Consider the following 21,776-nt stretch of genomic DNA (forward strand, 5'->3'; position numbering starts at 1 on the left):
CTGCCCACTCCGTTTTTGCGAAATTATATTGAAAGTTCTTTCATTAAAGTATATAAACTTACATCTGCCTCATGATCTTTTTCAAAAGCTTCTGGCATATCATAGTCAATCACTTTATGATTGCGAATGCCAACCGCTCGACCAAATTTACCGTCTATTAGCAATTCTACTGCATGTGCCCCAAACTGACTTGCAAGCACACGGTCTCGCGCTGTTGGAGATCCTCCGCGTTGAATATGTCCAAGTACAGAAACACGTGTCTCTTTTCCTGTTTTCTCTTTTAATAGTTTTGCCAACTCATTACCTGACATGACACCTTCTGCAACAATGATAATACTATGCTTTTTACCTCGTGCTTCACCACGCTCTAAACGTGACACGATGTCCTCTAAATTATAATCTTCTTCAGGAATTAAAACCGTTTCCGCACCTGCAGCAAGCCCTGCCCATAATGCGATATCCCCTGCGTCTCGCCCCATTACTTCAACAATGAATGAATTTTCATGAGAAGTCGCTGTGTCACGGATTTTATCAATGGATTCAACAACTGTATTTAATGCAGTATCAAACCCAATTGTATACTCTGTACCTGGCACATCATTATCTATAGTCCCTGGTACGCCCACAACTGGGAATCCTTTTTTCACTAAGTCCATTGCACCACGATAAGAACCGTCACCACCAATAACGACAAGACCATCAATACCAGCTTCCCGCATTTTCTCAATGCCCTGCTGTTGTACAGCATCTTCTTTAAATTCAGGGCAACGTGCTGAAAATAAATTTGTGCCACCTCTTTGAATGATGCCACCTACAGAGCCTAAATCAAGCGGCTCAAAAGTGCCTTTTACCAACCCTTCATAACCATGCTTAATCCCTACAACATCAACTCCATGATAAGCTGCCTTACGAACGACTGCACGAATGGCTGCGTTCATGCCTGGCGCATCTCCACCACTTGTTAAAACGGCAATTTTCTTCATTGTCGAACAACCTCCTGCAGTTATCTATTATTATTCACATTAACACGAAAAAACAAACTATGTAAGGGTTCTGGAACGACAAAAACATAACTTTTACATAAAAAATGAAAAGAATGCGCTTTCACACACTCCTTCCATCCAAAAACATCTAAAATCTACCATTTTCCCAATGATACCTATGTTTTATTGTAGTTTATAGACCTTCAAAACTTAGAACCTAAATCGCGTTATTCTTCAGTATATTGTCCGATTTTTTTAAACTTTTCGTAACGGTCTTCGATCAATTGTTCACCGTTTAAAGAATTTAATGCCTTTAATGTGTCACTTACACATTCTTTTAAATAGAGTGCCTGTTTAGCTACATTGCGATGCGCGCCACCCGTTACTTCTGGAACAATACCGTCAATAACACCAAGTTCTTTTAAATCAGGTGCTGTAATTCGCATTGCTTCAGCGGCTTGCTTCGCAAGGTTACCATCACGCCATAAAATCGACGCAGCCCCCTCAGGAGAAATTACCGAATAGGTTGAGTTTTCTAGCATGAAGACACGGTTTGCTACACCCAATGCAAGTGCACCCCCACTTCCACCTTCCCCGATCACAATGCTGATAACTGGCACTGATAGACCAGCCATTTCCACTAGATTACGAGCAATCGCTTCACTTTGCCCACGTTCTTCGGCTGCCTTACCAGGGTAAGCACCTTTCGTGTCAATAAAACAAATAATTGGACGATTGAATTTCTCTGCCTGTTTCATTAAGCGTAACGCTTTACGATAACCTTCTGGATGAGGCATACCAAAATTGCGACGAATATTTTCCTTCGTGGACTTTCCTCGTTGATGTCCGATAATCGTTACTGGCTGTCCTTCGAAAAGGGCAATACCTCCAAGAATTGCCGCATCGTCGCCGAATGTACGATCTCCGTGTAGCTCAATGAAGTTTTCACACATCGCTTCAATATATTGAAGCGTTGTTGGACGCTCTGGATGACGTGCGACTTGCACACGATCCCATGGTTTCATATTTGCATAAATGGATTGCTCTAACTGCGTTAATCGCGTTTCTAGCTTTTCAATTTCGCCTGTCATATCTACATCTGCTTCAGCAGCTATTGTTTTTAGTTCATCAATTTTTTCTCGTAATTGTACAACTGGTTCCTCAAAGGCTAATGTTTTAGACATGTTGCACGCCACCTTTCGTATGCATTTTCACAAGCACTGCTACTTGATTTCGTAATTCTTTACGATGAAAAATTGCATCAAGCTGTCCATGCTCTAATAAAAATTCTGCCGTTTGGAAATCGCTTGGGAGCTTTTCTCTAACGGTTTCTTCAATTACTCGGCGACCTGCAAAGCCAATCAGTGCTTGTGGCTCAGCAATATTAATATCACCAACAGAGGCAAAACTTGCAGAAACACCGCCTGTTGTTGGATGCGTTAAAATTGAAATAAACAAAAGCCCATGTTCACTATGGCGCTTTAATGCTACACTTGTTTTTGCCATTTGCATCAACGATAGAACACCTTCTTGCATACGTGCACCGCCACTTGCTGTAAAAATGATAAACGGTCTACGTAATTCCGTTGCTTTTTCTACTGCACGTGTAATTTTTTCTCCAACTACAGAACCCATTGAACCCATGCGGAAATGAGAATCCATAATTGCTACAACAATTTCTTCTCCGTCTAGTGTACCTAGACCAGTTAATACGGCCTCATTTAATCCTGTTTTTTGTTGGTCAGCAGTTATTTTCTCAACATAGGCTGGGAAACCAAGTGGATTAGTCGTTTGTAAATGGTCATCCATTGACACAAATGAGCCTTCATCTAAGAAATACGCTACACGTTCCTGTGCAGTCATTTTAAAATGATGCCCACATTTCGTACATACTTTATGATGCTTTTCTAATTCTTTCGTAAGTTGGATATGACGGCACTCTGGACATTTTGTCATGAGTCCTTCTGGAAATCCCTTTTCCTGTCCATCCTGTTTCTTTTTTCGGTTTCCACTAAATAAATCGCGTATTGCCATGTTTGACTCCCCCTCTGTTGTCTAAATGCTTTATACAGTACCCATCCACTGCTCGTAAGCTTGTAATGCCTCTTTTTCATAGCCAAGCTGCATCGATTTCAACATTGTTTGAATGATTATTTTTTCAGCTTCTGTTGAGTTTCGATTTAAACGGTCACCGTCATAAGCCGCTAATTGAAACCAGATTTTTAGCGCAAGGCGATTGCCTGTGGTAATTAATACTTCTCGCAAAACATCCCGACAATTTACTGCACCTTCTATTTCTAGTTTCACAAAAAAACTGTCCCACACTGGTAGTGTTCGCAGAATCTCTGTACAACTTATTACGCGGATAGCTTCCTTTTCATGAATTTGTCGCGTAAATTCGACATCTTTTTTTGATTTTTCATCTTCTAATATAAACATCGACAAGACCTCTACAAGCTGATGCTTATGGGTTGCGGCGAGAAAAGTACCTCCACCATGTCTCGTTTCAATGATTCCAAGCAATTCTAAACTTCGAAGTGCCTCTCTCACAGAGGAACGACCGACACCTAGACGCTCTGAAAGGACTCGTTCAGAAGGTAGCTTCTCTCCAGCTTGAATTTTCTCCAAGCGAATAAGCTGACGCAACTGCTGAACGATTTCTAAAAATACTTTCTTTTGTTCGGTTTGTTTATCCATACGATAACTCCCCTATCAAAAAAGTGGTCTGACCACTTTTTAACGTTGACTCTAGCTTACAAAATAACTGTTTAAAAGTAAAGAAAAAACTGCATAAAAATTATGCAGCTTCTAAAATCTTGTTTAATTTCACATTTTTCTCGTCGTTTGTGCATGTTTTGCTTTCACTTGAGGTTTGCCAAAACGCAGTTCCAGTGATCCTTCAATATAAAGTAATGCATCCTCCAACAACATTTCCTCGACTAACTGAAACACCTGAGGGAACAATGTCACTGACACAGTACCAAATTCATCTTGGAGCTGAACAAAAGCCATTTGCTCCCCTTTTTTTGTGCGGATTTTTTTCACCTCTTCAATCAAGCCAATCAATTTTATATACGTGCCCTCACGCATATTTTTCAGCTCACGGCACGTAGCATTCACATCACGCCAAAATGCTCTTTCCTCAGTGACGGGGTGTGCTGTTATATAAAAACCCAGACTTTCTTTCTCGTGTTGCAGTATTTCCTTTTGTGACATTGCTTGTGCCTCCATATACTTCGGTTTACCGAAGTCAAAAGCTGTAGCTGTTTCAAGATCGATATCCTCCGTTGGGCGCAAAAGCTCTGCTTGCTTAAGAGCCGCCTCTAAAGTCGTCAGCAACACAGCACGATCCTTCCCTAAATAATCGAGTGCTCCAGCAAAAATTAAAGACTCCATCACTTTTGGTTTAAAATGCTGCGCACTTAAAGCAACAGCCATATCAAATAAATTATTAAAGGCACCTTGATTTGTTTTTCGTAAAGCTACTATTTTCTCTATAAACGGTTGTGGCACGCCTTTAACGCCTGATAAACTATAGCGAATACCACCATTTTCAACAGTAAAAAACTTTGTACTTTGCTGTAAAGAAGGAGGGTAAAAGGACATACCTTTTTCCCTTGCTTCCACGACAAGCTGCTGTATTTTATCCGCATTGCCTGTTGCATTCGATAATAACGCAGCATAGAAACTTTGCGGGAAATGCGCCTTTAAATAAGCCATATGATAAGAGATGATACTATAGGCCACCGCGTGACTTTTCGGAAAACCATAGTCCGCAAAGCGCACAATTAACGCATACACCTCTTCTGCAATGTTGCTATCAAAACCTTGCTTATTCGCACCACTGACAAATGCGGCACGTTGCTGCTCTAGTACTTCACGTTTTTTCTTACTAACCGCACGGCGCAACAAATCAGCCTGTCCCATTGTAAATCCAGCCATTACTGAAGCAATGCGCATAATTTGTTCCTGGTAGACAATGACACCAAAGGTCTCTTGCAAAATTGGTTCCAGTATCGGATGTGGCATTATAACAGGTTCTTTACCCGCCTTTCGTCGTGCATAGACCGCTATAAAATCCATCGGACCTGGACGATAAAGTGCATTGACAGCCACAATATCTAAAAAATGGGTCGGATGAATATCTCGTAATGCTTTTTTCATCCCTTCAGATTCTAATTGGAATATCCCCACCGTATCACCAATTTGCAGTAGCTGAAATGTCTTCTCATCTTGCATTGGGATAAGATCGAATTCAATCCAAGGCCCTCCTGATTTATAAATTGACCAACGGATTTGTTCTAATATAGTTAAATTACGTAAGCCTAAAAAGTCCATTTTTACAAGTCCTCTGGCCTCAACATCTCCCATTGGCCACTGTGTTAAATAAATACCGTCATGCCCATTTTCAATCGGTATAGTATTCACTAACGGTGTTGGTGATAGTACAATTCCAGCCGCATGTGTTGAAGAATTTCTCGGTAAACCCTCAAGCTTTAATGCCACTTCATACCAACGACGGTGGTACTCACTTTCAGCTAGCCAACCTTGAAAATTCTGAGACTCTGCTACTGCTCTTTGTATCGTCATCCCTGGTTTATTAGGAATCATTTTTGAGATTTTTTCCTGTACTTCTGCCTCAAAACCAAAAACACGCGCTACATCCCTGGCAACAGCTTTTGCAGACAATGTTCCAAAGGTAATGATTTGCGCTACATTTGCCTTACCATATTTTTGGGCGACGTATTGGATAACTGTTTGCCTTTTGCTATCAACAAAATCGATGTCTATATCAGGTAATGTGACTCGTTCAGGGTTTAAAAAACGTTCAAATAGTAAACCATATTCAAGTGGATCGACATGGGTAATGGATAAACTATAAGCAACAAGTGAGCTTGCAGATGAGCCACGCCCTGGACCTGTTAAAATATGTTTTTCTTTGGCAAAACGCATAAAATCAGCAACAATTAAAAAATAATCCGCGTAGCCCATCGAACAAATAACATCTAATTCATAATGAAGTCGTTCGCGATAGGCTGTCGGTATTTCATCCTGTTGTAGGCGTACAGTAAGTCCTGAAAAAGCTTCTTTTATAAGTAAACTTTCAGCTGTTTCATCCGCTGGTACAGGATATTTCGGCATTTGGACATGAACCTCTGGGATTTTCGCGCTACAGCTTGCAAGCATCATCGAACTTGCTTCAAGCCATTCTGGACGATCTCCAAACCATGCATGCCACTGTTCTCTAGTTGGTACAAAATGCCCTTGTAAATGGGCCGTTAACATTGTATCACCGAGCTTTTCTCCTTGATCAATGGCTCTAGCTACCTCAAAGGCAAAATGATCTTCCGGGCGTAAAAAATAGCTGTCCTGTGTTGCAACAATTTTTATGTTTTTAGCTTCACACCATAATGAAATAGCTGTTTCCTTTTCCGAAACAATACCTACTGGTCTCGCAATACCTACATACAAGTGTTCTGCAAAGACACGATGTAGAGCACTTACAACCACTGTCCATTCATCTATCTCCTTAGAGCTATCTGTACAAAGCATTGCCAAACAGCCCGCCGAATAGCCTTCAAGCCATTTCCATGGTAATACTTCGTTTTCTTTGATTGAAACGGCACTACTAATCTTTAATAGATGTTGGTAGCCTTCTTGTGTTTGTGCATACAAAACAACAGGAATCACAGTTTCCTGCCACTGCACATTCACTGTTAGCCCTAATACAGCATGGATATTCGCCTGCTGCATTGCTTTACAAAAAGGCAAAAGCCCGTACAACTTCGAATTGACGATTGCACAGGCCTGTGTATTTTGCTCTTGTAAAAAAGGGATCAATTGCTCAAGTCGAATCGTACTTTTCAATAAATCCGCGCTCGTATGTATTTGTGTATACACATGTGTCAAAAGAATCCCTTCCTTTCATTATTATTAATATGCCTGACAGATTTCCTGTAAACGTTTTGTAACGCGGTCCGCCTCTGCCCATGAATACGCTGTTGCACCTGAAGCAAGCGGATGTCCACCACCATTAAATTCCTTAGCTAGTGTATTAATAATTGGACCTTTTGAACGTAAACGTACGCGAATTTGATTGTGTTCTTCAATAAAAACTACCCACGCACAAATCCCCTTTACACTTCCAAGACAACCTACTAAAAGTGATGCTTCTGATGGCACCACATTGTATTCAGCAAGCAATTCTTTCGTAAGCTTGACGAAAGCTGCACCGTTTTCATCCATTTGGAAATGCTGATAAATATAGCCCTGTAAATTTAATAGTTTACGTTCCATTTCATACATACCATCGAAGATTTGATTTCGATCAAAATCATAAGTAATGAGCTCGCCAGCGATTTTAAAGGTTTTTACAGTTGTGCTCGGGAATTGGAAACGACCAGTATCACCAACAATTCCACCAAATAATAATCTTGCTGCTGCATCGGATAGAGTCCAGTTGGCTACTTCTTTGCCTTCCTCAAAAAGCTCATAAATCATTTCACTACATGAACTCGCTGTCGTATCAACCCACAGTAAGTCACCATATGCATCGTCATTTGGATGATGATCAATTTTAATGACCATCTTGCCTTTCGTGTAGCGTTGATCATCTACTCGTTCAGTGTTCGCAGTATCCGTCACAATGACTAGTGCATCTTCATAGATATTGTCTTCAATTTGATCTGGCATTGCTAAAAACGACAGGGACGTATCGTGCTCACCTACTGCGTATACTTTCTTTTCAGGATAATTCGCTAAAAGCAGCTCCTTCAAGCCAATTTGCGACCCATATGCATCGGGGTCAGGGCGTACATGTCGATGAATAACGATTGTTTCATATGAAGCAATTGTGTCAATGATTTGTCTTTTCAAAATTGTTTCCCCCAAAATGATAGTAATAACCGTTAGCAATTTTCTTAAATTATCGTTACAATAATGACTAGTTATGCTAGGAGGTTTACTATGCTCAATTTAATTTTTGTGTTTGCGATTATCATATCGTTTGTATTTTATTTTTATTTTAAAACTAGACAGATTCGTTCCACTTTGCCAATTTCTAAAAATTGGTATAAAAGTAAAGCAAACGTAGGACTAGGCGCATTTATCTTATTATTCGCCTTAAACCAAGCGTATTTATTCCCTAGTACGTATACTTTTATTATTGTAACAATTCTTGTCGTTTTAGGCATCTTTGTTATTTTAGAGAATGTTAAAAAGGTTCGTCACTATGGGCAATATGTGAAAGAAGAATTCCGCATTAACCAATAAGTAATCACTTAATCGGACATTAGCCAGAGTCTGATTTCTACTTATTATTCGTGTTAAGATGGACGTTTCAGTATCCGTAGAAACTTGTTGAAGTCATAAAGGGATGACCTAGTAATTGCGCTAGACCATCCCTTTTTTGTATGTTTAACGCTCCAGTAATTGGAACATCATCATTGCTTTACCGACAAGCACTTGATGATTAAATACTTCGAAGTCCATTTTAACGAACTTACGACTCATATCTAATATTCGAGGTTTAACAGTAAGTGTGCTTTCCATTTGCACAGGCTTAATGAAATAAATGGTCATGTTTTCTGCCACTGCATCTCCACGCTTACGACGCTTCAATGCAAATGAACCAACCTCAGCAAGTAGAGTTGTAAATGCTCCGTAAGAAATCGCTCCATATTGGTTTGTCATTTGCGGTGTCACTTTAAACTCCACGATTAAATCCTCATCGCCAAGTACCTTCATCTCATTCTTGACTAAATCATCAATTGTCTCTCCGTGCTGTGGTTGACGTTGTGCAAGTTGTAATGCTTTGAGTACATCTTGGCGACTAATAACTCCTTGTAAAACATTATCATCATTCACAATCGGCAGTAGGTCAATACCTTCCCAAATCATACGGTGTCCTGCTGAAGCAACACTCATTTTCATAGATCCCGCAATTGGATTTTTCGTCATGACCTTTTCAATTAGCTCGTCTTCTTCGCGACCAATAACGTCTTTTACCGTTACCATACCGATCAGCTTATTATTCATTGTTACGACAGGGAATGCACCATGCGTCGTACGCTCGTTCAGCTTATGGAAATGATGTAGTGTTTCATCATTTCGAAGCACAGATGTATCCGTCATAGGAACATAAATGTCTTCAATAAATAATATATCTTTTTTGATTAACTGATCATAAATTGCTCGGTTAATCATTGTCGCTACTGTAAAAGTATCGTAGCTCGTTGAAATGATCGGTAAATCTAATGAATCAGCAAGCTGTTTGTTATCCTCTGTTGTATCAAAACCACCTGTGATTAATACCGCAGCACCTGCTCGTAGTGCATTTTCATGTGCTCTAATACGGTTACCTACGATGAGTAAGCTACCTGCATCCGTATAGCGCATCATATCTTCTAATTGCATCGCACCAATCACAAATTTTGTTAATGTTTTATGTAGACCTGTTTTACCACCTAAGACTTGGCCATCTACAATATTAACAATTTCGGCAAAAGTTAATCGCTCGATGTTTTCTTTCTTTTTCTTTTCGATACGAATCGTACCGACACGTTCAATGGAACTCACTAAACGACGATTTTCCGCTTCTTTAATGGCACGGTAAGCCGTTCCTTCACTCACTTGCATTTCTTTTGCAATTTGACGTACTGAAATTTTATCGCCCACGGGTAGTGACTCGATGTATTGTAAAATCTTCTCATGTTTTGTAGACAAAATATCACCTATTTCTCAAGCAATCAATTCTGCTCTTAGTGTACCATATTTTTTATAAAAATATTGAGTATAATGTGGTGAAATTGTTTCACTTAGCCCATCGCTTCAACTACGCACGTGGTATCAATCTATATAGTACAGTTACGTCTCAGATTAGGAACAGTTTACTTTTTCACCCGCTTTTAAAATTTGAACCTCCGCATTCTGAACTAAATCTGCAAAAATTTGAGGATTCTGTTCGATAGGAGGGAATGTATTATAATGCACTGGTACGACAATTTTCGGCTTTAAAAACGAAACGGCATAAGCCGCATCCTCTGGCCCCATCGTAAAATTGTCACCAATTGGTAAAAACGCTATATCAATAGGATGTCGTTCACCTATTAGTTTCATATCGCTAAATAATGCCGTATCACCCGCGTGATAAATCGTTAGTCCTTCGATAAATAGTAAAATTCCCGCTGGCATACCCATATAAATAATTTCATTATTCTCTGTTGTATATGAGGAGCCATGGAAAGCTTGCGTAAATTTCACTTTACCAAAATCAAAATCTTTAGCACCCCCAATATGCATTGGATGCACTTTTACGCCTTGCCATGAAATCCAGTTTGCCAGCTCATTTGGTGCAATGACAAGTGCATCCTTTTTCTTGGCCAGTTCCACAGTATCACCTACATGGTCATTATGCCCATGTGTAAGTAAAATAATATCCGGTGCCTCTTCAGCTACCTTTAAATCAGTTTGTCCATTTCCATTAATGAAAGGATCAATTAATATCGTCCTGCCATTTGTCTGAATTTTGACAACAGAATGTCCATGATAACTTATTTCCATTTGTCATTCCTCCTTGCATTGCATTTTTTGCTCTATCATTTAATTCGCTACCCATGCGCTTTTTCCCTTTTTTTGATATGCTTGTTTAGGATAAAAACTATATAGCGCACTATGAGGAGGAAATGATTATGTCGAAGGTTGAAGAAATTCAAAGCTATTTACAACAAAATCAAATTGATGCCGCTTTTGTAACGACACCAGATAATGTCTTTTACGTTTCAGGCTTTAAAAGCAATCCCCATGAAAGATTACTAGGTGTGGTGATTTTCAAAGAGTCTGAGCCCTTTTTAATTTGTCCACAAATGGAAATCCCAGATGCAAAGGATGCCGGTTGGCCATATGAAGTGATTGGTCACCAAGACACAGAAAATGCAATGGAAATACTTGCACAGGCTATCAAGGAGCGAAATGAATATCCATCAACATTTGCCATTGAAAAAGCACAGCTCATCGTAGAACGTTTAGAAGCTTTACAGCACTCATTCCCACAGGCAAGCTTTGTTCGCCTTGACGAGAAAATTAATGCGATGCGTGTTATCAAAGATGAAGATGAGTTAAATAAATTACGAAAAGCTGCTGAACTAGCAGATTATGCTATTGAAGTTGGCTGTAAAGAGATAGCTGAAGGCAAAACAGAAATGGAAATTTTAACTGCCATTGAAAGTGCTATTCAAGAAAAAGGTTGTAAGATGTCCTTTGAAACAATGGTGTTAAGTGGTCCCAAAACGGCTTCCCCACACGGTAAACCAGGTGCCCGTAAAGTAGCGAAAGGCGATATGGTATTATTCGACCTTGGTGTTATTTACGAGGGCTATTGCTCTGATATTACACGTACTGTTGCATTTGGCGAGCCTACTGATGCACAGAAAGAAATATATCATGCAGTACTAGCGGCTAATACAAATGCAGTTGCAGCCGTAAAACCAGGTGTTCGTGCTATGGACTTAGATAAAATTGCACGCGACACAATTACTGACGCTGGCTACGGTGAATATTTCACTCATCGCCTCGGTCATGGTCTTGGCATTTCTGTACACGAATTCCCTTCTGTTACAGGTGCAAATGATATGACGATGGAGCCAGGTATGGTTTTCACAATTGAGCCAGGTATTTACAAATCTGATGTCACAGGTGTTCGTATCGAAGATGATGTCGTTGTCACAAATGAGGGAGTAGAGGTACTAACAAAATTCCCAAAAGAATTAATTGTTCTCTAGGTAAAACGTTACCCGCAAGGTCACAAACAATTGTTTGTGCAGAGGTTGCGACAGAACTTAATGTTCTTGATTGCTTTCATCTCCGAATCCAGTTAGTGCAGATTAAACAATAAAAGGAAGCTACCACTTTCTATGGTGCTTCCTTTTTATGCTATACGAACAGTTCTAAATCGGTGAGAGTTGCAAGCCCCCACCGCTTCACTTTTACTTAATTAACTTAATGTCATTAAATCATCAACATGGACGTATGGTAATTCTTGTGCGTCTGCAACTGCTTTATAAACAATATGTCCGTCAAATGTATTTAATCCTTTTTTCAGTGCTGGATTATCGATACATGCCTGCTTATAGCCTTTATTTGCAATTTGCAATGCATATGGAATTGTATTATTTGTTAAAGCAATTGTTGACGTACGAGGTACTGCACCTGGCATATTTGCCACTGCATAGTGAACAACACCATGTTTTATATACGTAGGATCGTCATGTGTCGTTACACGATCAGACGTTGCAAAAATTCCACCTTGGTCAATTGCAATATCAACCACTACAGAACCTAGCTTCATTGAAAGAATCATCTCCTCTGAAACAAGCTTCGGTGCCTTTGCTCCAGGAATTAGGACAGCTCCAATAACTAAATCCGAATTTTTCACTGATTCTGCAATATTATAAGGGTTAGACATTAATGTTTGCACTTCACGACCAAATAGATCTTCTAATTGACGTAGGCGCTCTGGACTTAAATCAATGACAGTTACATCTGCACCCATTCCAACAGCTATTTTTGCTGCATTTGTCCCAGCGATACCGCCACCAATAACCGTTACTTTACCACGTGGCACACCCGATACGCCTCCTAGTAAAATCCCTTTACCGCCATGATTTCTTTCTAAAAATTGTGCACCGATTTGCGTTGCCATCTTCCCTGCAACTTCACTCATTGGTGTTAATAATGGTAAAGAACCATTTGCCAACTGTACTGTTTCATAGGCAATGCCTACAACTTTCTTATCTAAAAGTGCCTGCGTCAGTTCACGCTCAGGCGCTAAATGTAAATAAGTAAATAATATTTGACCTTCATAAAAATAATTGTATTCCGATGCTACAGGCTCTTTTACTTTTAAAATCATTTCCTGTGTCCATGCCTCTTGTGCTGTTGCGACAATGTGAGCACCTGCCGCTAGGTAATCTGCATCTGTAAAGCTAGAGCCTAGACCAGCTCCTGCTTCAATGTACACTTCGTGGCCTGCATGTGTTAATGTTACTACCCCTGCTGGTGTCATTGCTACACGATTTTCATTGTTTTTTATTTCTTTTGGAATACCAATCTTCATCTTTCCTGTCCCCTTCCGTAACCTATGAAATAAGCATCATTTCATCAATTATGCATTAGCGTAATTGATACACCCCTTGTGCACTTCCATCTTACCAAATAAATGCAAAAAATGCTTTAATTAACGCGTTTTCAAGTAAAATTTATAACATTTTCAAAATATAAAATATTAAGATTATTAAAAAGAAATAAGTTTTTCGCAGAAAATGCCTTTAGTTTTTCACAATTTTTCTTTCGCAAAGTATTTCCTTTAGACAATCATTTGGTATAATCAGAATATAAATATAGGGAGGTAATACAAATGGCTAATCATTATAAAAGCATTGTAGTTGCTGTAGACGGTTCAAAGGAAGCTGAATACGCTTTCCGTAAATCAATCGACGTTGCAAAACGTAACGAGGGTGCAGTATTAAATCTAGTAAATGTTATTGACACTCGTTCATTCGCTGCAATCGAAGCATATGACCGTTCAATCGCAGAACGCGCACAAGCATTCTCTGAAGATTTATTAAACGGTTATAAAAAACAAGCAGAAGAAGAAGGCTTAACAAATGTAAACCTTGTAATCGAATACGGTTCTCCAAAAAATATCATCACAAAAGAGCTTTCTAATATCGTAGACGCTGACTTAATCATCTGTGGTGCTACTGGTCTTAACGCTGTAGAACGTTTCCTAATCGGTTCTGTTTCTGAAGCAATCGTACGTTCAGCTAAATGTGACGTACTTGTTATCCGTACACCAGAAGCTTAATCAAGTAATACATAAAAAGGTATCCAGAGACTCTTGGATACCTTTTTTAATCAATTATTTTAGAACTTACTTCTTGTTATTTCCCCTCTTGCCACATCTTTACTTTCTCAAAGAACATAGCTAGCGCTTGTTTATTTTGCATGTTGGGTACCTTCGCAAGTAACACTTCTTTTGGCGCCTTGAAATTTTCACCTTGCTTTTGTAAAATAACAATACTTTTTTCATGTGCTTTATTCGCGAACATTGTATCTGGCAATTGTATAATAGCCTGAATCCATGCATGCTTTTGAATGTACTTATGCAATTGCTTCGATTGCTCAGATTCAAAAAGATGAGTTGGCGCTAGAAAAAATAAATACCCGCCGTCCTTCGTATAATTAACAGACTGCTCAATGAATAAATGGTGTGCATAGCTCATTCCCTCTGGTGCACATACTTCATAATCCAATGCCACATCTTCATTTGGATAATAACCAACTGGTAAATCACAGACAATCGCATCTACAGGATCGACTAATAAATCCTGCAATGCATCTTGTCGGAATAGTGATACGGGTTGCTCTGTTAAATCTGCAGTTGCTGCCGCTAAACGGATGAGTAACTCATCAACCTCTACTCCTGTGGCTTCTATTTTACCATCTAGTAAGTTCATTACCGTCAAGAGTAAATTACCTGTACCAATAGCTGGATCCATTATAGAAATTTTTTCTTTTTCTAAACGTTCAGCAAAAATTTGCTCAACAAAATAGCCGACTAATAAACCAAGGGTATCTGGTGTCATTTGATGATTTGGCTGGGAACCTTTACACATTCCTTTTAAAATGGCAATTTGAATTGCTTTTCGCACATCTTCTTTCGTTGCATCTGCCTGTGAGAAATCGACTTCTCCATCTAGCCATGCCTCTAAACCATCCAGCATGCCCTCTAACAGTGTTTTATTGTGCTCTTTTTCTAGCTTTTCGGCATGCTCATTCAGCATTGCAAATAATTTCTCAATTTTTTCCATACAAAACTTCCTTTCACGCAGAAAGGAGCCATGACAAAAACTTGTCACAGCTCCTTTGTCTAGTATTATCTTAGCCTAAAAGAAGCGGATTATGCTAGTGCTTTTACAGCGGCAATCGCTGATTCATAGTTTGGATGGTCTGTAGCTTCTGGAACGTATTCCACATGCGTTACTTTACCAGCTGCATCCACAACAAATACTGCACGTGTTAGAAGTCGTAATTCTTGAATGTACACACCAAATGCTTCCCCAAATGAAAGATCACGGTGATCAGAAACTGTTTGAACAGCATCAATGCCTGCAGCACCACACCAGCGTTTTTGTGCGAAAGGAAGATCCACAGATACTGTATAAATCACTACATTATCGCCTAAGTTTGCTGCTTCTTCATTAAAACGACGTGTTTGCGCATCGCAAACGCCTGTATCTAATGATGGGACAACACTAAATAAACGAATTTTCCCATCTGAATCCTTTAAAGTAACAGGTGATAAGTTATTCGCTAATACAGTGAAATCTGGTGCTTGGTCTCCAACCTTTACTTCGTTCCCTACTAGTGTTACTGGACCATTTTTAAATGTTACTTGTGCCATATAAACGCCTCCTTCTATCATATGTACATAATATTACTAAATGTAGGGAATTAATTGCAACTGAGACAGCTTAAACTGAACATGATCTTTCTGGAGTGCTAATAACTTTCGATTAGCCCTATTTTTTTGAAGAATTATTGAATAGTTTTATCATATCTTCATTTGAGGTTGTCCAACTTCTCCCCGATATCATCTCTTTTATAGCCTTGTTAACAATTAAAAATGGCTGTCTCACTATTTTTGAGACAGCCCAACCATCAATCTACCATTTTTTCTTCTATCGTTTGTTCCAGCTTTTCAGGCTCTACTACTTTCTCCTGAATAGGTAAAGCTTTAGGCGCTTCTTTTTTTTCTACATACATCTTTTCATGGACAACTGTTGTCTCTGCAAAAAAATCATGTAAGCCTTGATTGTCTGGCAAAATAGCAACAAAAATATACAGTGGCATAAAGATATTGCTAATAAAACGCCCAATCCAATCTCGGAAAAGTACATCCGACCACGTTAACTTGTCATGTTTTAATGACACAACACGTAAACCGCAAGCCATCTTCCCTAAAGTTTGCCCCAAAAATTTCGTCATCAACACGAAATAGCCATAATAGATAATGGCTGAAATAATAGAAATTGGTGCATACCATACCGTTTCCGATAACGACCAATCCATTAAGTAAAAAATCGGGTTAATAAGTATTCCCACAATAGCTGATATAATTAAGCTATCTAATAAAAATGCCCAAAAACGTACCCAAAAGCCAGCTGTTTTTAATGCATAGTGTTTAGTTGCTAATAACGTTTCTACCTTATCACGTGGAGGCTCCGTTTCAAAAGAGGGTTGCCCTTGTATAACGAATTCATTATTTGTCATGGTACACCCTCCTTAGTATTCGCCGTATAAGTACATCATTTTGGGCGCTCTATAGTCAGCCATAATCTTCATTAGCATTTTTTCCTCAGCAGACGGACCAAACATTGAACCAATCTTCATACCAACGTAAGACTGCCAGCCACCCATATCATATGAGTATTCAAATAGTGCTGCATCTTCTAAACCATAATCTGCACGTAAAGCCGCGATTGTTGCTTCCACATCACCTATTTCATCGATTAAGCCTGCTTCAAGTGCCTTTGTTCCTCCGAGAATTCGACCATCCGCTACCTTCTTCACATCGGCTTCAGACATATTACGACCTTTTTCAACAATATCAACGAACTCTTCATAGGTTTCATTAATCATATCTTGCATCATTGCTCGTTCTTCTTCGGTAACATCACGCATCGGGCTTAGCATATCCTTATGTTCACCTGATTTAAATGTCTGAAATTTCACGCCTACTTTTTCAGCTAGCTCTTGGTAATTGATTGACTGCATAATGACACCAATAGAGCCTGTTATCGTATCGCGATGAGCGAAAATTTTATCTGCAGGTGCGGCAATATAATAACCGCCTGAAGCTGCCATTGAGTCCATTGATACATAAATTGGAATTTGGCGCTCTTCTTTAATTTCTAAAAGCTTTTTATAGATCTCTGCTGATTCTTTTACACCACCACCTGGTGAATTCACACTTAAAACAACCGCCTGTACTGTTTCATCATATAAAATATTGTCTAATTGCTCTAAAAAAAACTGGTGATCATATGCCACTGGCTGCCATAATGAACTAGAGCCAATATCTTGGATCGTACCATCCACTTTTAAATACGCGATCCGTTTATTATAATCTTCTCCTTCAATCACCGTTTCAAATACTTCCAAGTTATTTCCAGCCATCAGACTGTCAAAACTACCAAAAAAGTCTGATTTAAATATTGCAAATACGGTGTTAATACCTAGTGAAACTACTAATAATACACCTGCAATAATTAAGGCTACCCACCTTTTAACATTCATGTCTTTCCGCCTCCTCAAGACGTTATACGTCCCAATGTCTAAAATGTTTCACTTTTTTGCAATATTATGCAAAAGTTTTATCTTATACAGTTTCCCATAAAAAATGTCCTTTACACATAAAAAAAATCAAAGTTCATAAATTTGGCATGAACTTTGATTTTCGACATTATTTCCTAGGAAATTATTTTTGAGTAAACTGGACCTTTTCTTGTTGACGTAGTTCGACACGACGAATTTTACCCGAAGCCGTTTTTGGTAGCTCCTCTACAAATTCAATCGCACGTGGATATTTGTAAGGTGCTGTTAACGTTTTTACATGGTCTTGAAGTTCTTGAACAAGTGATTCAATGCCTAGTTTTCCATCATGTAAAACCACAAATGCCTTTACAATATTCCCTCTTACTTCGTCTGGACTCGCTACCACTGCAACTTCTTTCACCGCTGGATGCTTCATTAACGCATCTTCAACCTCGAATGGTCCAATCGTGTAACCTGAGGAAATAATCACATCATCACCGCGCCCCTCAAACCAAAAATAACCATCTTTATCTTTATATGCACGGTCACCAGTGATATACCAATCACCTCGAAATTGTAAACTTGTGCGTTCCGGATCTTTAAAATACTTTTTAAATAAGGCCGGTGTTTTACGATGAACCGCTATATCACCAACGACACCTTCGGAAACTAGCGTACCAAAATCGTCAATAATTTCTACGGTATTTCCTGGTGTTGGTTTCCCCATGGAGCCAACACGCGCCTCCATACCTACCATTGTTCCGACAAGTAATGTATTTTCCGTTTGTCCATAGCCATCACGTACCTGTAGTGTAAAGTTTTGTAAGAATATTTTCATAACCTCACTATTCAGCGGTTCGCCTGCTGATACAGCTTGGCGGATTTCACTCAAATTATAGTCATGTAAATTTTCAAGTGCTGCCATAAAACGATACTCAGTTGGCGTACAGCACAGCACGTTGATTTTAAATTTTTCAAGTAATGTTAAGTAAGTAGCTGCATTAAATTTTCCCTTGTATACAAAAGCTGTCGCGCCGCTTCCTAAGGTCGCAAGGAATGGACTCCATATCCATTTTTGCCACCCTGGTGCTGCAGTAGCCCATACGATATCATTTTCCTGAACACCTAACCAATTTGGTGCAGTTGTCCGTAAATGTGCGTAACCCCAGCTATGTGTATGAACAGCAGCCTTCGGATTACCTGTTGTCCCACTTGTATAAGCAAGAAATGCGATATCAGTACTCTTCGTTGGCGTAGAACTTGTATACGTGGTTGGTTGATTTTTCATTTGTTCTAACAGTGGTTGCCATGGTTCATGTGCATGACCGATGACAAACTGCTGTACACCTTCCAAATTTTCAACCTCATCAAATTGCTCAATATAAGGCTCATAGGCAATAACTGCCTTTGCATCAGCATGTGTGATTCGATAGTCGATATCTTTTGCACGTAACATCTCAGAGCTTGGAATAATCGTTAAGCCCGCCTTTAATGCTGCAATATAAACAATGTATGCCTCAACTGATCTCGGCACCATCACTAAAAGCACATCTCCTTTGACTAATCCTTTAGCTGTTAATATATGTGCTGCCTGATTTGCCTTTTCAAGTAAACTTGCATATGTAATGTATTGAATTTCTTCGTTTTCGTTATAAACAATTAAAGCATTTTTAGTTGGATGCTGTGCATACTTTTCAATTTCCTGTGCAATGTTATACCACTCTGGTGCGAGTAAATCTTGTCTTTTCATGGCATATGCCCCCTTTGCTATGCTCATTATAAAACTCATTTTTCATGATTTTCAATGGAAGAACCCTTATTTTTGAAAAGTCATGACAACTATCATACTTCTCTATATGGCATCAGTCACTGCTTTTACTAAAATGAGAAATCTCTATTGAACACAAAGAAAAAGTATGATACATTTTGGTCAACTAAAATCATGATTGCAGGGGGACTCATCCTGAGTTGAGAAGGTAAAACCTGACCCTTTGAACCTGTTAGTTAATACTGACGTAGGGAGCAATACATCTTGTTATTGATGAAAAGCTCTTTTTACGTGTATTCTCTTCACGAAAAAGAGCTTTTTTTGCATGCTTACGTCCATCCAAAAAAGGAGGGCTTAAAATGATTTTCCAAACTATCCGTAAACAACAGCCACTTATTCACTGTATAACAAACTATGTAGTGGCAAATTTTCAAGCAAATGGCTTATTGGCAATTGGCGCTTCTCCTGTAATGGCCGATGAAGTCGATGAAGTCGAAGAAATGGTCAGAATCGCTTCCGCTCTATTATTAAATACTGGTACGATTAATGAACGTACAAAGGAATCTATGTTACGAGCAGGGAAAATGGCCAATACACTTGGCATTCCGATAATTTTAGATCCTGTTGGTGCAGGAGCAACTACTTTTCGAAAAAATACGGTTCACCAGCTATTAACACATGTAAAATTCGCTGTTATTCGTTGCAATATTGGTGAACTTGCTGCTATTGCCAATGTGAGTTGGCAACAAAAAGGCATCGACAGTGGTAACGGCTCGATTTGTATTGAGGATGAAGCAAAGAAAATTGCCCAACGCTTTGACTGTATCGTTATTGTGACCGGTGAAAAAGATTTTATAACCGATGGTGAACAGATGCATTGGGTTGTTGGTGGGCATCATCAGATGACCGAAGTCACAGGGACAGGCTGCCTATTAAGTGCAATTTGTGCCGCAGCATATGTTGCACAAATCGAGCCATTTAAACAATTAGTAAACACTTTATTAGCTTATAAAAAACTAGCTGAATTTGCTGCTTCCTCTACGCAAAATATTGGTGATTTTCAAATAGCTGTCTTAAATGAGTTACATCGCCTTTCGAAGGACGGTGAAAAATAATGCATATCGTGACTACAATTGCGGGCTCAGATAGTGGTGGTGGTGCAGGTATTCAAGCAGATTTAAAAACATTTCAAGAATTAAAGGTATTTGGCACTTCCGTTATTACAGCATTAACTGCACAAAATACACTAGGTGTGTCAGAGGTTTTACCGATTGATACCAAATTTATTGAAAAACAATTTCAGGCACTATTAGAGGATTTTTCGATTAGTGCGCTCAAAACAGGCATGCTTTTTTCCTCTGAAATTATTCAGACAATCGCCAATATCATGGCTGATTTTGATATACCACTTATCATTGATCCAGTAATGATTGCTAAAGGGGGCGAAAGTTTATTGCAACAACAAGCAATTGAGACAATGCGATGTTATTTATTGCCGTTAGCAGCAGTCATTACGCCAAATATCCCTGAAGCAGAAGTGTTAACAGGAAAAAAAATAGATGATATTGCATCCATAAAGCAGGCTGCTCAAACACTTTTACAACTAGGTACACGTTGTGTGGTCATTAAAGGTGGGCATTTAACTGACGAAAATTTTGCGACTGACTATGTATTTTTTAAAGATGGTCGTGCTTTTTCCATGCAAACTACACGTATAGCAACAAAAAACACTCATGGTACAGGTTGCACATTTTCTGCTGCATTAGCAGCTTTTATAGGGCGAGAATTACCTATAGATTCAGCTATAGTAGAAGCAAAAAAGTTTATTCAGTTAGCAATTACACATGATCTATCTATTGGCAATGGGCACGGTCCGACGAATCATTTCGCCTACCAAAAATACAAAGATTCTTGCGAGGTGACCATTCATGAATTGTCATGATTTAAGGCTTTATTTTATTATGGGTTCGACAAACGTTAAAAATCGCTCTCCCTTAGAAGTGCTTGAAGAAGCACTGCAATCTGGCATTACTATGTTTCAATTTCGTGAAAAGGGTCCAGATGCATTGACTGGCCAAGCTTATGAAAATTTTGCTCGAAGTTGTCAAAAGCTTTGCAAACAGTATCATATTCCGTTTATCGTCAATGATGATCTAGAGCTTGCCTTAAAACTTGATGCGCATGGCATCCATATTGGGCAAGATGATTTCCCTGTTGCTGTTATTCGAGAAAAAATCGGAAATATGTTACTTGGTGTTTCTGTTCATACAAAAGATGAATTGCAAATTGCCTTACAGCACGAAGCTGATTATGTAGGCATCGGTCCTATTTTTGCAACCACTTCAAAAAGAGATGCCAAACAACCGAGTGGTACTGAATTTTTACAGCAAGCCTGTACTGATTATCCTGAATTGCCGATAGTGGCAATTGGCGGTATTGATGAATTCAATGCACAGACAGTATTAAAAGCTGGTGCGAATGGTATTGCTGTTATCTCTGCTATTTGTGAAAGTGTAAATATAAAAAATACTGTGTCGACTTTAACATCATTTCAATCACGTTAGTACGGGATAAAAACAGTAAATTTAAACAAACTAAAACCAGTGCCTTTTACGGTCACTGGTTTTAAGTTTATAAATGCTTATTCTGCA

The 21,776-nt window shown here is 39.0% G+C and carries 20 protein-coding genes and 1 riboswitch; of the genes, 6 read left to right on the plus strand and 14 right to left on the minus strand.

The window, feature by feature from the left end; translation table 11 throughout:
• Window positions 1–23 precede the first annotated feature (23 nt).
• The 6 genes from pfkA to ACQKII_RS11760 all read right to left on the minus strand — a co-directional run bounded on the left by pfkA (window position 24) and on the right by ACQKII_RS11760 (window position 7,859).
• Window positions 24–983: a 6-phosphofructokinase gene (gene pfkA, locus ACQKII_RS11735; RefSeq protein WP_427459410.1), complete on the minus strand. Its 960-nt coding sequence runs from the start codon at window positions 981–983 to the stop codon at window positions 24–26.
• A 227-nt stretch (window positions 984–1,210) separates the two neighbouring features.
• Window positions 1,211–2,167 carry an acetyl-CoA carboxylase carboxyltransferase subunit alpha gene (locus ACQKII_RS11740; protein WP_427459412.1) on the minus strand — a complete coding sequence of 319 codons (957 nt, stop codon included), beginning with the start codon at window positions 2,165–2,167 and terminating at the stop codon, window positions 1,211–1,213.
• Window positions 2,160–3,017 (minus strand): acetyl-CoA carboxylase, carboxyltransferase subunit beta, encoded by an 858-nt coding sequence (accD, locus tag ACQKII_RS11745; RefSeq protein WP_427459414.1) that lies wholly within the window; start codon window positions 3,015–3,017, stop codon window positions 2,160–2,162. The genes ACQKII_RS11740 and accD overlap by 8 nt, the downstream gene beginning before the upstream one ends.
• 30 nt (window positions 3,018–3,047) lie before the next feature.
• A complete protein-coding gene (locus tag ACQKII_RS11750; RefSeq protein WP_427459416.1) occupies window positions 3,048–3,680 on the minus strand; it encodes a FadR/GntR family transcriptional regulator in 633 nt (210 codons plus the stop codon).
• 129 nt (window positions 3,681–3,809) lie between these two features.
• A complete protein-coding gene (gene dnaE / locus ACQKII_RS11755; RefSeq protein WP_427459418.1) occupies window positions 3,810–6,893 on the minus strand; it encodes a DNA polymerase III subunit alpha in 3,084 nt (1,027 codons plus the stop codon).
• Window positions 6,894–6,917: 24 nt separating this feature from the next.
• Window positions 6,918–7,859, minus strand: coding sequence for a DHH family phosphoesterase (locus ACQKII_RS11760; RefSeq protein ID WP_427459420.1), 942 nt, complete (start codon window positions 7,857–7,859; stop codon window positions 6,918–6,920).
• Between the two features lie 90 nt (window positions 7,860–7,949).
• Between ACQKII_RS11760 and ACQKII_RS11765 the strand changes: the two genes are divergently transcribed.
• A complete protein-coding gene (locus tag ACQKII_RS11765; RefSeq protein WP_427459422.1) occupies window positions 7,950–8,255 on the plus strand; it encodes a YtpI family protein in 306 nt (101 codons plus the stop codon).
• Window positions 8,256–8,399: 144 nt separating this feature from the next.
• On the opposite strand, the gene ACQKII_RS11770 is transcribed toward ACQKII_RS11765, so the two are convergent.
• Both ACQKII_RS11770 and ACQKII_RS11775 read right to left on the minus strand, forming a co-directional pair.
• A complete protein-coding gene (locus ACQKII_RS11770; protein WP_427459424.1) occupies window positions 8,400–9,707 on the minus strand; it encodes a DRTGG domain-containing protein in 1,308 nt (435 codons plus the stop codon).
• 153 nt (window positions 9,708–9,860) lie between these two features.
• A complete protein-coding gene (locus ACQKII_RS11775) occupies window positions 9,861–10,544 on the minus strand; it encodes a metal-dependent hydrolase (RefSeq protein WP_427459426.1) in 684 nt (227 codons plus the stop codon).
• A gap of 128 nt (window positions 10,545–10,672) precedes the next feature.
• Here ACQKII_RS11775 and ACQKII_RS11780 point away from each other — a divergent pair, with 128 nt between their 5' ends.
• Complete coding sequence (locus tag ACQKII_RS11780) at window positions 10,673–11,761, plus strand: M24 family metallopeptidase (protein WP_427459428.1); 1,089 nt, start codon at window positions 10,673–10,675, stop codon at window positions 11,759–11,761.
• Between the two features lie 212 nt (window positions 11,762–11,973).
• Here ACQKII_RS11780 and ald read toward each other — a convergent pair whose 3' ends face one another.
• Window positions 11,974–13,095 (minus strand): alanine dehydrogenase, encoded by a 1,122-nt coding sequence (gene ald / locus ACQKII_RS11785; protein WP_427459430.1) that lies wholly within the window; start codon window positions 13,093–13,095, stop codon window positions 11,974–11,976.
• Window positions 13,096–13,395: 300 nt separating this feature from the next.
• On the opposite strand from ald, the gene ACQKII_RS11790 reads away from it, so the two are divergent.
• Complete coding sequence (locus ACQKII_RS11790; protein ID WP_143995798.1) at window positions 13,396–13,845, plus strand: universal stress protein; 450 nt, start codon at window positions 13,396–13,398, stop codon at window positions 13,843–13,845.
• Window positions 13,846–13,921: 76 nt separating this feature from the next.
• Here the strand turns inward: ACQKII_RS11790 and ACQKII_RS11795 are convergent, their stop codons facing one another.
• From ACQKII_RS11795 to mbcS, 5 genes are all read right to left on the minus strand, one after another.
• Window positions 13,922–14,851, minus strand: coding sequence for a class I SAM-dependent methyltransferase (locus ACQKII_RS11795; RefSeq protein ID WP_427459432.1), 930 nt, complete (start codon window positions 14,849–14,851; stop codon window positions 13,922–13,924).
• An 89-nt stretch (window positions 14,852–14,940) separates the two neighbouring features.
• Window positions 14,941–15,444: a thiol peroxidase gene (tpx, locus tag ACQKII_RS11800; protein ID WP_427459434.1), complete on the minus strand. Its 504-nt coding sequence runs from the start codon at window positions 15,442–15,444 to the stop codon at window positions 14,941–14,943.
• Between the two features lie 257 nt (window positions 15,445–15,701).
• Window positions 15,702–16,313 (minus strand): RDD family protein, encoded by a 612-nt coding sequence (locus tag ACQKII_RS11805; protein WP_427459436.1) that lies wholly within the window; start codon window positions 16,311–16,313, stop codon window positions 15,702–15,704.
• Between the two features lie 12 nt (window positions 16,314–16,325).
• Complete coding sequence (gene sppA, locus ACQKII_RS11810; RefSeq protein WP_427459438.1) at window positions 16,326–17,339, minus strand: signal peptide peptidase SppA; 1,014 nt, start codon at window positions 17,337–17,339, stop codon at window positions 16,326–16,328.
• 181 nt (window positions 17,340–17,520) lie between these two features.
• Complete coding sequence (gene mbcS / locus ACQKII_RS11815) at window positions 17,521–19,107, minus strand: acyl-CoA synthetase MbcS (protein WP_427459440.1); 1,587 nt, start codon at window positions 19,105–19,107, stop codon at window positions 17,521–17,523.
• A 190-nt stretch (window positions 19,108–19,297) separates the two neighbouring features.
• A riboswitch (TPP riboswitch) is annotated at window positions 19,298–19,396 on the plus strand.
• 88 nt (window positions 19,397–19,484) lie between these two features.
• Between mbcS and thiM the strand changes: the two genes are divergently transcribed.
• The 3 genes from thiM to thiE are packed head-to-tail and all read left to right on the plus strand — an operon-like array spanning window position 19,485 to window position 21,689.
• Complete coding sequence (gene thiM, locus ACQKII_RS11820; protein WP_427459442.1) at window positions 19,485–20,240, plus strand: hydroxyethylthiazole kinase; 756 nt, start codon at window positions 19,485–19,487, stop codon at window positions 20,238–20,240.
• Window positions 20,240–21,067 carry a bifunctional hydroxymethylpyrimidine kinase/phosphomethylpyrimidine kinase gene (thiD, locus tag ACQKII_RS11825; RefSeq protein WP_427459444.1) on the plus strand — a complete coding sequence of 276 codons (828 nt, stop codon included), beginning with the start codon at window positions 20,240–20,242 and terminating at the stop codon, window positions 21,065–21,067. Before thiM ends, thiD begins: the two co-directional genes overlap by 1 nt.
• A complete protein-coding gene (thiE, locus tag ACQKII_RS11830; RefSeq protein ID WP_427459446.1) occupies window positions 21,054–21,689 on the plus strand; it encodes a thiamine phosphate synthase in 636 nt (211 codons plus the stop codon). The genes thiD and thiE overlap by 14 nt, the downstream gene beginning before the upstream one ends.
• The last annotated feature ends 87 nt before the right edge of the window (window positions 21,690–21,776 follow it).

Origin of the sequence: Lysinibacillus sp. NPDC048646, assembly GCF_050272295.1 — a bacterium.
In the GTDB taxonomy this organism is placed as follows: domain Bacteria; phylum Bacillota; class Bacilli; order Bacillales_A; family Planococcaceae; genus Lysinibacillus.

Coding starts and splice junctions, on each gene's coding strand:
- thiM (WP_427459442.1), top strand. CDS start 19,485: ATGATTTTCCAAACTATCCGTAAACAACAGCCACTTATTCACTGTATA.
- thiE (WP_427459446.1), top strand. CDS start 21,054: ATGAATTGTCATGATTTAAGGCTTTATTTTATTATGGGTTCGACAAAC.
- accD (WP_427459414.1), bottom strand. CDS start 3,017: ATGGCAATACGCGATTTATTTAGTGGAAACCGAAAAAAGAAACAGGAT.
- ACQKII_RS11805 (WP_427459436.1), bottom strand. CDS start 16,313: ATGACAAATAATGAATTCGTTATACAAGGGCAACCCTCTTTTGAAACG.
- thiD (WP_427459444.1), top strand. CDS start 20,240: ATGCATATCGTGACTACAATTGCGGGCTCAGATAGTGGTGGTGGTGCA.
- pfkA (WP_427459410.1), bottom strand. CDS start 983: ATGAAGAAAATTGCCGTTTTAACAAGTGGTGGAGATGCGCCAGGCATG.
- ACQKII_RS11795 (WP_427459432.1), bottom strand. CDS start 14,851: ATGGAAAAAATTGAGAAATTATTTGCAATGCTGAATGAGCATGCCGAA.
- ald (WP_427459430.1), bottom strand. CDS start 13,095: ATGAAGATTGGTATTCCAAAAGAAATAAAAAACAATGAAAATCGTGTA.
- ACQKII_RS11790 (WP_143995798.1), top strand. CDS start 13,396: ATGGCTAATCATTATAAAAGCATTGTAGTTGCTGTAGACGGTTCAAAG.
- ACQKII_RS11765 (WP_427459422.1), top strand. CDS start 7,950: ATGCTCAATTTAATTTTTGTGTTTGCGATTATCATATCGTTTGTATTT.
- sppA (WP_427459438.1), bottom strand. CDS start 17,339: ATGAATGTTAAAAGGTGGGTAGCCTTAATTATTGCAGGTGTATTATTA.
- ACQKII_RS11775 (WP_427459426.1), bottom strand. CDS start 10,544: ATGGAAATAAGTTATCATGGACATTCTGTTGTCAAAATTCAGACAAAT.
- ACQKII_RS11750 (WP_427459416.1), bottom strand. CDS start 3,680: ATGGATAAACAAACCGAACAAAAGAAAGTATTTTTAGAAATCGTTCAG.
- ACQKII_RS11740 (WP_427459412.1), bottom strand. CDS start 2,167: ATGTCTAAAACATTAGCCTTTGAGGAACCAGTTGTACAATTACGAGAA.
- ACQKII_RS11780 (WP_427459428.1), top strand. CDS start 10,673: ATGTCGAAGGTTGAAGAAATTCAAAGCTATTTACAACAAAATCAAATT.
- tpx (WP_427459434.1), bottom strand. CDS start 15,444: ATGGCACAAGTAACATTTAAAAATGGTCCAGTAACACTAGTAGGGAAC.
- mbcS (WP_427459440.1), bottom strand. CDS start 19,107: ATGAAAAGACAAGATTTACTCGCACCAGAGTGGTATAACATTGCACAG.